Origin of the sequence: Staphylococcus sp. HMSC14C01 (genome assembly GCF_001808085.1) — a bacterium.
GTDB classification, from domain to species: Bacteria; Bacillota; Bacilli; order Staphylococcales; family Staphylococcaceae; genus Staphylococcus; species Staphylococcus hominis.
In genome coordinates this window covers 112,179-125,750 of record NZ_KV792011.1, presented here as the reverse complement: position 1 = coordinate 125,750, position 13,572 = coordinate 112,179, and the positions used below count along the sequence as shown (strand labels likewise).

Sequence of the window (13,572 nt, the reverse complement as noted above, 5' to 3'; positions counted from 1 at the left end):
CCTCCTTTATTTTATATAGGATATATTTAAGTGATTATATTTTTCTTTGATTTGATTTAATGTTGATTCTTTGATTGCTTTTGTTAACGGTAAAACAACTAAACTATTATCATCATCTGTTTCAACCAATTCTTCGTCTATACTTACGCCAAGTTCGTTTACTTCATTTAAGAAATGATTCACTTCCGACTTATTTTTAGATCCATCCATGACTAAAATGGGTAAGCCATGATTAAAGTTAACATCTATACCTTCAACACTAATTCTTCTCAATTTAATGGTACCGCCACCTATAGAATTACCAATCACTTCAATATGACGTCCATTTGCTTCAGCAATTAAATAAGCACAATTTGGATGTTCTCCAATACTTTCTCCATCTTCTTCAATAATGTCAACATGAATACCTAAATCGTTAGCAATAGTTAATGAATCTTTAATTCGATTATCGAACGTACTATAACCCATTGCACCACCTACAATTGCTAAATCTGTACCATGCCCTTGGTGTGTTTTTGCGAATGATTCATAATAATGAATTGCTAATGTTTCTGGTTTAATGCCTCCGAGTACATTAAAAGCAGCATTCCCTATTTTTACTGCTCCAGCTGTATGAGAACTTGAAGGTCCCATCATGACTGGTCCAATAATATCAAACGCACTTTGATAGTCATAACTTTTTTTAGTAGCCATTCTTAAACACTCTCCTTAGGTTGTTTTTGTTTAGATGGTAATTTGATAGATAAATCCATGAGATTGAATTTTTTAATCAATGTACTGATCACGAACGCCAAAATGATACTTGAAATTGCTACAGCAATGATTGTAATTACTGCTTTCATAGGTGTATTAAAGCCAAACAATACAATTGCACCAGCAATTGGTGTAGCCATACCTTTTACATTTATTACTAGTCCACTAAATGTTACAATACATGCATTTACTACACCAATCAAGGCATTTGTTCCATATAATTGTAATGGATATTTAGCAATTAAATCAATTTGAGTGAGCGGTTCAACAAAAACTGCAAATGCTTTAGATGGACCACCAATGTTTAATCTACTAAACATCACGTAGTTAACAAATGAAGCGCCTGTACAAGTTAATGCACCGATTGCCATTGGTACACCTGTTAAACCTAATAAGCTTGTCAGTACCATTGAACTTAATGGTGTCATACCTGTAACTGGAATGACTAATCCAAGTATCACTGCTAAAGCGTATGGATGACTATCTCCTACAGCAGTAATTGCACCACCAATTTGTTGCAATACAGCCATTACTCCTGGGCTAATGACTGTTGCTAAGCCAAATGCAACAGCTGGAGCAATTAAAATAACTGCAATTAAGTCTAAACCTTCTGGTACTTTTTTCTCAATAAATTTAATACCAAATGAAATAATATACGCTGCAATAAATGCTGGTAATAATTTAAAATCATGTAATACTAAACCAACGATAACTGCAAATACTGGTGAAATACCTAAATTAACACATGTCAAAATTCCTACTGCAACGCCAGCTAAACTCCCTGCTAAATCTCCAATCACTTGGAAGAAGTGAATATGGAAAACGCCACCTATCGCATAACTTAAGAATGCCTGTGGCAAGAAAGTTGCACACGCTGCTCCCGACAGTGCTTGTAATCCTTGTTTCCCATATGGTGCAAAGTTTAAGAAAAGTGTCATTACAATTAATACTAATACAAGAGTCCCAACGCCTAAAATAATATTCATTTCCCGATAACCTCTTTCTCTCTAATTTCCTAGCCAATGTCATAGTACACCCCTTGGAAAACGTTTTCAACACCTAATACAGTAAATCTAAAATTTATTTGTGAAATAATTCACATTTTAAGTATTTTAACGAATTTAATTTTCATGTAAAAAAAATTAGACGCAAAATATTAATTTTGTTCATAAAAAAACAGTAGAAACGAGAAATATACTCACTTCTACTGAAAAAGATGTTTATAAATACACTCAGTTATAATACATCTTTTAGTAATATGAATGTTCACCACTTGATTGAATTTTATCAATTATTTATTGTTTTCTTACTCACTCTATTTCTTAATGGGGTGGATCTCTTATACACACAAACATACTTAACTATATCGTTTTACTATTCTAAAACGTTAGAATAAGTTGTTATATTTTGCGTATCGATGAGTGTATACATGATATAAAATAACTCATGAAAATTATTGAAAAAAAGTTGAAAGGATAGAAATGGCGTTTCTAAACATGCATACTTATTATAAATTGTACGAATGTATACATAGTATTCTAGTAATAATCGTTTAAATAATAAATTTAGGAAAAGATTCATAGAGGGTTTTAAATCATTGGAATTTAAATAAAGCGTCTCAATCATATTTACGTGTGATAGTTGATCAATGAAATGAGTATTGTTCATAACTATCACTCCTTTCCATACTTAACAGATAATGTTATTTGGAATGAGGAATTTATATATATTATTTAATATCTATATTAGGTTTTTGTCAATATATTTATTAAAAAATATAATATTTTAATTATAATAAGGGATATTAATGGGAATTTACTATTAAAAAGTAGGGACATAAAAACGATATCTGTCCCTACTTTATCATCTGATTCTTCGAGTTTCTTTCTAAATAATCATGTGCTAAACACTTTAAACCTTTAATAATGCTTCTGTAAGTTGATGTGTATGTTGATAGATTTGTTTATAAATATTGTAATAAGATTCATATTGTTGATGTCGTTGCAAATTTGGTTCATATATATGTTCAACGTCTATAAATTGCGCTACACAGTCATCAAAAGAATCAAACCATTGTAACCCATACGCCGCAATCATTGCTGCCCCCATACTTGGTCCTTCTTCATGCTTCAATTTACGTATAGATGCATTAAAAATATCAGCTTGCATTTGAAGCCAAAATTCACTTTTTGCTCCTCCACCAATTGAAGTAATATGTGTAATTTCTTTTCCCGCTTCTCGCATCAATTGAATTGAATCATATAAAGAAAAGGTAATACCTTCTAGTACCGCTCGTGCAAAGTCTGATTTAGAATGGTTACCGCTAATGCCAATGAAACTTCCTCGAATAAATGCATCGCCATGTGGTGTACGCTCACCAGCTAGGTAAGGTGCAAATAATAAACGATTTGCACCTATTGAAGAGGTACTCGCTTGTTTAACAATTTCATCAAACGTATCGTTCTCAAAAAATGTTCTCTTTAACCAATTAAGACTATATCCTGCAGCCAGCGTTACTCCCATTGCATAATATGTATTTGGAACACTATGATCAAAAAAATGTATATTATTTTTATAGTGCGTTTGATTACTTTTTTCTACGTTTACGATTACACCAGAAGTACCAATACTACATAATGTATCATTATCATTGATTATACCTGCACCAATTGCACCACAAGCATTATCTCCACCCCCAGCAAATACTTTTACCGAAGATGTAAAACCCAGTTCACTCACTAAGGGTTCTTGAATAGTTCCAACTTCGTCTGTGGATTTCACAAGTGAGGGATAAACATCTCCTATATCAAATGTATCTCCAACTTCTTTTGACCAATCATGCGTTTCTGGATTAAGAAGGAGCGTACTTGCAGCGTCAGAATATTCCATGTGAATCTTACCTGTTAAACGATAACGTACATAATCTTTAGGAAGAACGAACACATCTACTTTCTTCCATAGTTCAGGTTCATGAGTACTTACCCACATCATCTTAGGAAGTGTAAAACCCTCAAGAATCGGATTTCCATTTAATCGCTCTCCATAAACCGATCTAATTTGCTTACATTGTTCTGAATTACGTGTATCATTCCAAAGAATAGCATGTCGTACAGGGTGACCTTCTTTATCTAAAGCTACTAGCCCATGCATTTGCCCTGAGAATGAGATACCCTTCACTTTATATAATTTCATTTCATCAGAATGATTTAACTGATATATGCCTGTTTTAACTGCATTAAACCATTCCTCTGGATCTTGTTCACTATATCCAGGTTGGGATTGTATTAAATTTAAAGGCACACTTGTTGAAGTAATCACATGGCCTGATTGATTTACCGCAATAATTTTAACTGCGCTAGTTCCAAGATCAATACCTAATACTGCTTCTTTCATACGACTCACCCTTTATATCACTATTCATATAATTATATTAATGACAATTTATTATTTTTATATTTTCTATTATATATAAATTAAATTTAGCTATCTATGTATTTATGATAGCGTTTTAAATAATTATTTCAATACTTATTTTAAGTAAATAAAAAAAGGACAAAAACCGATTGATTTTTGTCCCTTTTTATTATCTGTTTCCTACATCTTGTCCAACTTCCACTGTTCTATCTTGCTTGTTATAAACCGCACCTTGAACACTACCAAAGTTAGGATCGTTACGTTTTTCTTCTACACCAAAACCTAGACTTTTGAAAATATTGACATCATTATCATCCATAGCATTTTCATAGAAGATTGTTCCACCATCATTATAAAAACGTGGCTTATTAATAGATTCTTGTAACGTCCCATTTCCTCTTAAATAATCTACAATGACTTCATTAAGAATCGTTGGAATTTTATTTCCTCCAGGCGAACCAATACCCATATAGAAGTCGGGTCCAACAATAATAGTAGGTGACGTATAAGAACGTGGTGCTTTATGTTTCTCACCATAGTTTGGACTGTTTGGATCTGTTGAAAAGTTTGTTAGCGAGTTGTTCATATAAAAACCTTCTTTAACATATTTACCTGTTCCAAAGAAGCTTGATAATGTATTTGTAGTACTTGCTAACTTACCGTTCTTATCAATCACTACAAAGTGTGTTGTACTTGTGTTATCAATACGTTGTGTATTGAAGTCACTACCTTGTTCGTCAAAATTGATACCGTTAATCTTATCTAATAAATAATCTTGAGACAAGTAGGTATTGCTACTAGATTCTTTGCCATTAACAATATCTCTATTTCGATACATAATATCACGAGATTTGACAATCCCTGTAATATAATCTGTACGATCATTTGCAGAATTTACGCTTTCATCAATCTTCAAACCTTGTTCCATTAAGATTCCACCTAATGGGTTAGATGCAGCATAAACAGTATTGTTTAAATATTTTGTACTAATAGGTTTCTTTTCTTCTGTCTTTACTTGTTTAAAATCCTCTTCAGTGAGTTGATTTTTTAATTGTTTAGATAAACTTTTTCCAATATGATTATAAAAATAATCCGGTCCTTTATCTCGAATTTTCTTTAAAGTATTTGCTAAAGCAGGTTGTTTTACAATTGCACCTTCACGAACTGTACGCTTGCCTTTAAAGAAGGGAGAGTTTCGATCAATGTCAGAACCAAATAATTTCAAGCTACGTTCTAACTCTGAATCTACTTCAAAGCCATCTTCAGCTAATGGAATGACATAGTTTAAGATTTTTTTCTCATCCATTTTACCTTCTTTTTCATGCATATCATGTAAACCGCGTACAAAACCAGGTGTCCCTATTTTATCTCCCTTTTTGTAATTAAATGAAGATGTTGTTTTATATTCATACATGCGAGGTTCTTCACCATTTTTACCATCGTAGGTAAGTGTAGCGCCGCCACCACCTAATCCAGATGAATGAGGTTCTGTTACTGCAAGCGCGTATGCGACACCTTCCGCTGCGTCAACTGCATTACCACCATCTTCAATAATTTTATTACCTACACGTGTTGCGATCGCATTGTTTGAAGCGACACCATACGTTTTTTGCTCATCAGAGGTTGCTGATTTACGGTTAGCAATCTTGTTTTCATATAGATCATCTTTATCAAGTTTATCTTCTTTATTAAAAAAATAAAATATAAATGAGATTAAAATTGTAATCACTAAAATGACTGATAGTGTCACTTTATTATAGATATTCATACTACTTGGCCCCTTTAGATAAATATTGCTCCGTGGCTTTATTTAATTCATTTTTTTCGTAATTATCGAGACCTTCATTTGCTCTAGCAAATGTAACCATTAATAAAATAGCAATAATAATGAGTGTTGTAACAATAGGTAACCAATGTTGTTTAATATTCAAAAGAATACCCCCCATTCTTTTCTTTCAGATGAATTGTTTTATCTTTAATATTATTGTAATAACGTTGTGACTCCATACTATTCATATGATCTTTTGTTAATTTTCCATCTGCAGAGCGAACAGGTGTAATTTGAAATTGATGATGCTGACCATCCCAATCATGTTGAACAACTATACTTTTTTGATTTTTTGATAGAAAATCAGCAGAGGTTAAATTTCCTAAACTATAAAAAATACTAGCATGTTTATATTTCTCAATACTTTGTATAACTGTATTATGGCCAATGATTACATCTGCACCTGCATCAACTAATGCATGGGCATAAGCTTTTTGGCGATCTGTTACATTACGTTCGTTAGGAATCCCCCAATCTACGTTCACAACTACAAGATCATTGTTTTCCTTTAAGTTTTTAATTAATGGTACAAAAATTTTGGGATCTAAGCTAATAGATGTCGTATTTTTTAAAGGATCTTCATAATACGATTCAATATCTGTGAACGAAACATTAGCGACTTTTTTATTTTTAACTTTTTGTTGCACTGTTTTACTATTAATTGGATTCGAACCATTTCCAGTTAAAAAATTATAATCTGTTTGTGCTTCAACTTTTTTGGATAAATCTTGCGCTTGTACATTATCTATAGTGCTATTAATTAAATTGATACTTTTAATATTTTGTTTTTTTAAAAACATAATGTTTTCTATGTTTTTGTTTATATTTTCTTTAGGATTTTTAGAAAATTGGTTCACATATAAAGAAGCTGTGGAAAAATCACTTTGTTGTAATGGCTGTCTTAAACTTTTAAAAACATCATTTAAATTGACTTTTCTGATGTCATTATTCAAAGTGATATTTCCTAAATATGTATTTCTAATACTATTACCCGAATGTGGCATCGCCTCTACAGGTTCAACTTTAACAGCTCGAATAGCAAAAATTAGAAGTACTACTGTGATAACTAAGACAATAAACGTATACAAAAAGTTTCTTCGTTTATGTCGTTTCGATTGCTTAAGTAACCATTCGCTCGCTGATAATCGTTTTTTCTTTTTCATTATTATGCGCTCCTCGCTCGCGATTAATTAATAAAGCTATATAAGAACAAGATGACATAAGTAATACATGTTAATAACATTGTCGTAGCTAATGTAATTACAACACCTTGTTTTTGAATGGTATTGGCAATAATACCAGGAATAACAACTCCGATACCTGAAACCTCTACAACTTCAAATGGAGTGAGTGGATAAATTAAATCAAAAACAAATTTTAGAACCATACCAGTTAAAATCATCGCTGCAAATTTACGTCTACCATAAAGAATGACCCATCTACTAATACCAAACGTAACAATAAAATAAGTGAGACAACTAATGACCAACACAGATAGTAACATAATGGGTTGATCAAAAATAAGTGCTAAATAACCAGGTACAACAAGACCTGCGGGATTAATCCCAAATTTTTCTGCAAAAATTAAACTTAATACAATACCAACAAATAGGGAAAAGTATAATTCCGAACCTATCATTTTATTCTATCCCTTCTATAAATTCTGCTATTTTTCCACCTGGACCATGAATATTTCCAACACAAAATATGAGTGCCTGATGTGATTCACTAAGAATCGCTTTTTCTATATCTGAAAAATCATGATTTTCAAGGTTTATGTATGTTTTTTCAGGTAGATGTTGCATTAAATCTGTAACCATTTGCGTGCTTTTTCCTGTACAAATTAAGGTATCGAATTCGACGTCCTCAATAAAATTCTCAACGAACTGTCGCGTTCGATCCACCCTGTCAGAACGACAGTTAAGAATCACTACTTTTTTTGTATAAGGATAATCGTATGATTCTACTTTATTTAATATCGCTTTCGTAGACTGAGGCTCATTAGCAGCAAACGCATTAACAAATACATTTTTTGTGTTATTTGCATTAAAATATTTAATTTCAACCGCTCCTGGATCAGGAGGTGCATTTAACATGCCGCGCAGTGCAACGTCTTTTTCAACTCCTACAGCTTGCGCTACACCTAAAGCGATAGCGACATTATCAGGAAATACTAAATAATTAAATTTCCTTAAGTATGATTCAGGTATATCATTTTTATCTACAACAATAAGTTCAGTTTTACGTTTTTTAGCTTCCTTAGCAAAAAAGTCTGTAAACTCATCCTTCATGACTACTAATTTTCCATTTCGGGGAATCGTTGCAGTAAATGCTTGAGCAATATCTTGAAGTGTCGGCCCTAATACGTCCATATGGTCTTCCATAACATTGACAATGACACCAATATTCGCTTTTACTAAATCTTCTTGAAAGACAATTTGATAATCTGGATTCACTGCCATACATTCATTAACAAGCGCATTGCCTTTTTGCTTAACTACTTTTTGCACAATGTCTCTTTGTTCTCCTATGTTGGCGCCTTGCGGTTTTCTAAGGACAGGATATTCTTTCTCTGTAAACCAATACAACATTCTGGCATCAGTGCCTGTTGTTTTACCAATGACATGATATTGATCTTCTCGCAAAATACTATAAATCATTCTTGTAATAGTTGATTTACCACGAATACCATTAATATTTATTCGTAGAGGAATCTTATTTAAACGGTGTGTATGTCGCTTTTTCTCTCTAATTCCTAGAAATAATATCAAAGCGATACAAATGATAATGAGAATCAAACTGAAGTCCCTCTCTTTAAACATATTTTTTCTTTCATTTAATATTATCTTAATGAATGCGTTAAACACTTTAATAAGGGTATGCTATCATCTTAATATTTAGTCAGTTTTAAAAATGTAAATATTCAGTTAAAAATAGTATAAAATTATAAAAAAGTTAATAGAATATCAATATTTTCTCGAATAAATTATTGATTATTTCAAATTAATATCGACAAATTTAATTACCTTACATTTATTAATAGTAAATCGATAAATATTTACTTCTTATTTACATTTACTTAAAACTCTCATGTTAGTTTATAAGTAAACATTGCTATGACTCTAGGAGGACATAAATGGATAAATCTATGGCTAAACCTGTTAAAATTGCAGTTGGCATTTATCTTTCTTTAGTTTTACTGGCTTGTTCTAGTTATCTCATCTTTATTTTGATTGGCAGTCTACAAGGAAATGACATGAGTAATTCTGTATTAGATACTGATCATCGTTATATCAACAACAGTTCTCAATCTTCTCACGAGACAATCAATAAAAACAAATCACCACATTCGACTTCAAATTTTACTGAAATAGAAAAAGAAGATGCCCTATCTTCACATAACGATACTATTAATACTGAATATAAAGAAACAGATACTAACTCTAGAGAATAATACAAGTTAGTATCTGTTTTTATGTTTATATAAAATGCGAATTAATATGTTACTTACTGCTAGACTATTAATAAGTGACATGTTTTTATTGAATTTTGCTGAAATTTTACAACCTAAACATTCGATTTTCAATGCATTTCAAATTCTTAGAATGATATTCATTTTACTCATTATTTTATTATTATCTTTTTAAAAAAACAGCCTAGTCATATGTGCTATCATAGATGTTTTATTCTTTATTCGAGTGCTTTTAAAAATAACACCAATGTTCAAACTAGTATTTAATCTTTTCCCATTATATTTTTCAGTTGTGTAAAGAACTTTTGACGTTCTGGTAATGGGAAAATAGGATAAATATGGAATAAGTTATAACCAGGTGTAAAATCATGTTCAATTCCTTTATCATTTAACATTTTAGAGAGCTTTAATGCATCTGGATATAACGTTTCTTTTGTGCCTATAAAAATAGATATACGACCAAGACCCTCTAAATCTCCGTTAATTGGCGATATTTTATAGTCTTCTATTGGCGTATCACCAGACCATAATTGAATGAAATATTTACTTCCTTCAATTCCTAGCATAGGATCTACTTTTTCATATTTTTTAGCTTCAGGATTACTAAATGTTGCATCAAGAACTGGAGACAGCATCACAATATGTCCTGGTTGTGGTAATTGTGTTTCTTTTTTAAGATATTGTGCAAATGATAAAGCGATTTGACCGCCTGCTGAATCTCCCATTATCGTCATATGTTGCGGATTTTCAACTTCCAATATTTCTTTTTGATAAATATTTTTTAGTAATTCAAATGTTGTTCGATAGTCTCTGTGAGGTACTTTAGGATAAACAGGCATAATCACTCGTGCATCCAATTCTCCTGCAAGTTGATCAATAAAATCAAAATGATTATCTAATGGATCTTGGAACCAAGCACCACCATGAATGTAAAGCACAACATCTTGATGAGGTTCTCTTTTATCATTAACAATATATGTGACAGATCCATTAATACTTCTAGTATGCGCACGATGTTTAAATTCATAATCCGTCCCATCATATTTACCAGCTGTTAAAGGTTTAACTTCCTCTAATGCTTTTTTAGCATCATTCGTATTTTCAAATGTTTTTTTCATTCCAGACATACGAATATATTTTTCAGTAATAAAGCTTTGATAACTGCGTTTTTCTTTTACTTTAATGTAAGCTAAAGTTCCAAGAATTGCAGATGTCGCTACGGTTAATAATCGTTTTTTCATCTTTTGACCTCCTATACTCTATATTATTATATACCTCAGAGTCGTTATATTTTAGTAAATCGCTTATTCAACTTTTAAATATTTAAAAAAGTAGTGATAAGTGCTATTCTAAATATAATTATCAGAATTTTTATTCTATTTTAGAAAGTAGGTTATGCTGAATGAAAAGAAATAAAATTGTGCTGATTGGTAGTGGATTCGTAGGTTCTGCGTTTGCACATGCAGTTGTAGCTAAAGGACTAGTCGATGAACTAGCTATTATTGATATTGATGAAGATAAAGCAAAAGCAGATGTATGGGATTTAAATCATGCTACACCTTTTGGTGATAAGTTTGTAGATGTACATCTTGGTTCGTATAGTGATTGTAGTGATGCTGATATCGTCGTGATCTGTGCAAGTGCAAAATTAGATAAAGGTGACACACGTTTAAAATTATTAGAAGATAATGTGAATATCTTTGTGCCTATGATTCAAAAAGTCATTGCTCATGGTTTCGATGGTTATTTTGTACTTCCATCTAATCCAGTCGATATTATGAGTTATGTTATAAAACGTGTGTCTCAATTTCCTAAGAATAAAATTATTGGATCAGGAACTTCATTAGATACAGCTCGCTTCGAATTTTTCTTAAGTCGCACGTTTGATGTGGCACCACAAAATGTCTATGCGCCTGTTATTGGCGAACACGGCGATTCTCAAGTAGCTGTTTGGTCTCATGCTCAAATTGCCGGTGAACCTGTCCTTGATTTACTGAATAAAGGAGTAGACCAAACCACGTTCAAACAATCTATCGCTTCGCAAACCACTCAAGTGGGATATGATATTTACGTTCGAAAAGGTACTACAAACTTTGGTATATCATTAAGTTTAGTACGTATTGTAGAAGCTATTTTATTTAATAAAAATGTGATTATGAATGTTTCAAGTTATCTTGAAGGTGAATATGGACTAAATGACCTTTATATTGGAACGCCAACAGTGATTAACGGTAATGGTGCTGATCGTGTCATTGAACTGAAATTGGAAGAAGATGAACTTACTCGTTTCAAACAATCAAGTCATATTATTTTAGAGCATCAACAACGTGCTGATGCTCTCATTGAATCAATTTTAAATAAATAGTAATAAAAGAGCCTAAACACAACAATTCATTTATCGTGTTTAGGCTTTCTTAACTTATTTTAAACTCTCATGCATTAAACTTAATTGGTGCTCAAAATCTTGCATATCAATAAAACGCGCTTGTCGATGCATTTCTTTTCCGTCCAAAAATATTAAATCCACTGGAACAGTAAATATAGATAGTTCTCCCGCAATAGCTTCTACATTAGATTGATTGATAACAGCAAAATGGACTTTAGAATAATCATTGACGATATCTTCAATTTGTGGCAATACCGCATGACATACTGAACAATGATTCCGCATAACATGAATCACTACTAATCGATGCGTTTGAATAAATTGATGAAATTGTTCAATACTTTCAATATTTTTAGTCATATTTTCACCTACTTATTTAATTTAACGGTCTCGTTCTCTTATACATACTTATTTTACGATGTTACACTTATTTTTTCATCTAAATCCTCTTGTTAAATACGTTCAACAATAGTTCAATGATTTTCTCTTCAAAATAGAATACATCTTATTAAATTAATGTTATAATGTTTGTGAAATAATTCACAATTTATATTGGAGGAATCAACATGAAAGCTTACATCTATGAAAAACCTGGCGTAGCTAAGCTCGTCGATAAAGAAAAACCAGTTGTTACGGAAAGTACTGACGCTATTATTAGAATGGTCAAAACAACAATTTGTGGTACTGACTTACATATTATTAAAGGGGACACACCTGAAGTTCCTCAATATACGACATTAGGTCACGAAGGTATTGGTATTGTTGAATCTGTTGGTTCGAATGTCAATAACTTCAAAGTCGGCGATAAAGTCATTGTGTCTTGTATCTCATCTTGTGGCAAATGTTATTACTGTAAAAAAGGTATCTATGCTCATTGTGAAAATGGCGGTGGATGGATATTAGGTCATCTTGTTGATGGTACGCAAGCAGAATATGTGAAAGTCCCTTTTGCAGATAATTCTTTATATCATGCTCCTACTTCTTTACCTGATGAAGCACTCGTGATGCTTTCAGATATTTTACCGACTGGTTATGAAATTGGTGTATTAAAAGGAAAAGTAAAACCTGGTAGCACTGTTGCTATTGTAGGTGCTGGACCAGTTGGATTAGCTTCTTTATTAACTGCTCAATTCTACTCACCTTCAAAAATAATTATGATTGATTTAGATGATCATCGTTTAGCTACAGCCAAAAAATTTGGAGCGACTCATACAATTAATTCTAGTAATGTGAATGAAGCAATTAAACAAATCAAAGATATCAATCATCGTGGCGTCGATGTTGCTATTGAAGCAGTTGGTATTCCAGCAACATTTGATTTATGTCAAAAGTTGATTGGCGTCGATGGAACAATTGCTAATGTTGGTGTTCACGGCTTACCCGTTCAATTTGATATCGAAAAATTATGGATTAAAAATATCAACGTTACAACTGGTTTAGTTTCTGCTAATACCACTGAAGAATTGTTGGAAGCTCTCAAATCTAAAATCATTCAACCTGAACAACTCGTGACACATTATAGTAAATTAAGCGAAATTGAAAATGCTTATGACTTATTTAGAAATGCTACAGATCATAAAGCAATCAAATTATTAATTGAGAATGATATAACTGAATAATGTTGTGTATTAAATAAAAAATAAAGGGGACAGCATTCTTTTTGAATTCGTCGCCCTGCTATGGCAAAGAGAACTAGCATTGAAAACCTTGAGACAACAC

13 protein-coding genes are annotated in these 13,572 nt (G+C 31.9%); 3 read left to right on the top strand and 10 right to left on the bottom strand.

The features are described from left to right. Positions 1-6: 6 nt before the first annotated feature. From HMPREF3131_RS00990 to pgsB, 8 genes are all read right to left on the bottom strand, one after another. Positions 7-693 (bottom strand): serine dehydratase beta chain, encoded by a 687-nt coding sequence (locus HMPREF3131_RS00990; RefSeq protein ID WP_017175055.1) that lies wholly within the window; start codon positions 691-693, stop codon positions 7-9. Positions 694-695: 2 nt separating this feature from the next. Next, the gene (locus HMPREF3131_RS00985) at positions 696-1,739 is read right to left on the bottom strand and encodes a PTS sugar transporter subunit IIC (RefSeq protein WP_017175056.1); all 1,044 of its coding nucleotides are present in this window, start codon (positions 1,737-1,739) and stop codon (positions 696-698) included. Positions 1,740-2,664: 925 nt separating this feature from the next. Continuing rightward, the gene (xylB, locus tag HMPREF3131_RS00975; RefSeq protein WP_048762243.1) at positions 2,665-4,146 is read right to left on the bottom strand and encodes a xylulokinase; all 1,482 of its coding nucleotides are present in this window, start codon (positions 4,144-4,146) and stop codon (positions 2,665-2,667) included. 190 nt (positions 4,147-4,336) lie between these two features. Beyond that, positions 4,337-5,935, bottom strand: coding sequence for a gamma-glutamyltransferase (locus HMPREF3131_RS00970; protein ID WP_017175059.1), 1,599 nt, complete (start codon positions 5,933-5,935; stop codon positions 4,337-4,339). A 1-nt stretch (position 5,936) separates the two neighbouring features. Then, complete coding sequence (locus tag HMPREF3131_RS11255) at positions 5,937-6,098, bottom strand: hypothetical protein (RefSeq protein ID WP_002488200.1); 162 nt, start codon at positions 6,096-6,098, stop codon at positions 5,937-5,939. Further along, complete coding sequence (locus HMPREF3131_RS00965) at positions 6,088-7,158, bottom strand: CapA family protein (protein ID WP_017175060.1); 1,071 nt, start codon at positions 7,156-7,158, stop codon at positions 6,088-6,090. Before HMPREF3131_RS00965 ends, HMPREF3131_RS11255 begins: the two co-directional genes overlap by 11 nt. 23 nt (positions 7,159-7,181) lie before the next feature. Further along, positions 7,182-7,634 carry a poly-gamma-glutamate biosynthesis protein PgsC gene (pgsC, locus tag HMPREF3131_RS00960; protein WP_017175061.1) on the bottom strand — a complete coding sequence of 151 codons (453 nt, stop codon included), beginning with the start codon at positions 7,632-7,634 and terminating at the stop codon, positions 7,182-7,184. Between the two features lies 1 nt (position 7,635). Further along, positions 7,636-8,793: a poly-gamma-glutamate synthase PgsB gene (gene pgsB, locus HMPREF3131_RS00955; RefSeq protein ID WP_017175062.1), complete on the bottom strand. Its 1,158-nt coding sequence runs from the start codon at positions 8,791-8,793 to the stop codon at positions 7,636-7,638. A gap of 350 nt (positions 8,794-9,143) precedes the next feature. Between pgsB and HMPREF3131_RS00950 the strand changes: the two genes are divergently transcribed. Next, positions 9,144-9,449: a hypothetical protein gene (locus tag HMPREF3131_RS00950; RefSeq protein WP_048762467.1), complete on the top strand. Its 306-nt coding sequence runs from the start codon at positions 9,144-9,146 to the stop codon at positions 9,447-9,449. A 281-nt stretch (positions 9,450-9,730) separates the two neighbouring features. Here HMPREF3131_RS00950 and HMPREF3131_RS00945 read toward each other — a convergent pair whose 3' ends face one another. Then, positions 9,731-10,708, bottom strand: coding sequence for an alpha/beta hydrolase fold domain-containing protein (locus tag HMPREF3131_RS00945; protein WP_048682925.1), 978 nt, complete (start codon positions 10,706-10,708; stop codon positions 9,731-9,733). Positions 10,709-10,869: 161 nt separating this feature from the next. Here HMPREF3131_RS00945 and HMPREF3131_RS00940 point away from each other — a divergent pair, with 161 nt between their 5' ends. Beyond that, complete coding sequence (locus HMPREF3131_RS00940) at positions 10,870-11,832, top strand: L-lactate dehydrogenase (RefSeq protein WP_017175065.1); 963 nt, start codon at positions 10,870-10,872, stop codon at positions 11,830-11,832. A gap of 54 nt (positions 11,833-11,886) precedes the next feature. Here the strand turns inward: HMPREF3131_RS00940 and HMPREF3131_RS00935 are convergent, their stop codons facing one another. Continuing rightward, entirely contained in the window at positions 11,887-12,213 is a 327-nt protein-coding gene (locus HMPREF3131_RS00935; protein WP_017175066.1) for a thioredoxin family protein, read from the bottom strand. A 206-nt stretch (positions 12,214-12,419) separates the two neighbouring features. Between HMPREF3131_RS00935 and HMPREF3131_RS00930 the strand changes: the two genes are divergently transcribed. Beyond that, positions 12,420-13,472 carry a zinc-dependent alcohol dehydrogenase family protein gene (locus tag HMPREF3131_RS00930; protein ID WP_070436349.1) on the top strand — a complete coding sequence of 351 codons (1,053 nt, stop codon included), beginning with the start codon at positions 12,420-12,422 and terminating at the stop codon, positions 13,470-13,472. Positions 13,473-13,572: the final 100 nt, after the last annotated feature.

Coding starts and splice junctions, on each gene's coding strand:
- HMPREF3131_RS00990 (WP_017175055.1), bottom strand. CDS start 693: ATGGCTACTAAAAAAAGTTATGACTATCAAAGTGCGTTTGATATTATT.
- HMPREF3131_RS00985 (WP_017175056.1), bottom strand. CDS start 1,739: ATGAATATTATTTTAGGCGTTGGGACTCTTGTATTAGTATTAATTGTA.
- xylB (WP_048762243.1), bottom strand. CDS start 4,146: ATGAAAGAAGCAGTATTAGGTATTGATCTTGGAACTAGCGCAGTTAAA.
- HMPREF3131_RS00970 (WP_017175059.1), bottom strand. CDS start 5,935: ATGAATATCTATAATAAAGTGACACTATCAGTCATTTTAGTGATTACA.
- HMPREF3131_RS00965 (WP_017175060.1), bottom strand. CDS start 7,158: ATGAAAAAGAAAAAACGATTATCAGCGAGCGAATGGTTACTTAAGCAA.
- pgsC (WP_017175061.1), bottom strand. CDS start 7,634: ATGATAGGTTCGGAATTATACTTTTCCCTATTTGTTGGTATTGTATTA.
- HMPREF3131_RS00950 (WP_048762467.1), top strand. CDS start 9,144: ATGGCTAAACCTGTTAAAATTGCAGTTGGCATTTATCTTTCTTTAGTT.
- HMPREF3131_RS00945 (WP_048682925.1), bottom strand. CDS start 10,708: ATGAAAAAACGATTATTAACCGTAGCGACATCTGCAATTCTTGGAACT.
- HMPREF3131_RS00940 (WP_017175065.1), top strand. CDS start 10,870: ATGAAAAGAAATAAAATTGTGCTGATTGGTAGTGGATTCGTAGGTTCT.
- HMPREF3131_RS00935 (WP_017175066.1), bottom strand. CDS start 12,213: ATGACTAAAAATATTGAAAGTATTGAACAATTTCATCAATTTATTCAA.
- HMPREF3131_RS00930 (WP_070436349.1), top strand. CDS start 12,420: ATGAAAGCTTACATCTATGAAAAACCTGGCGTAGCTAAGCTCGTCGAT.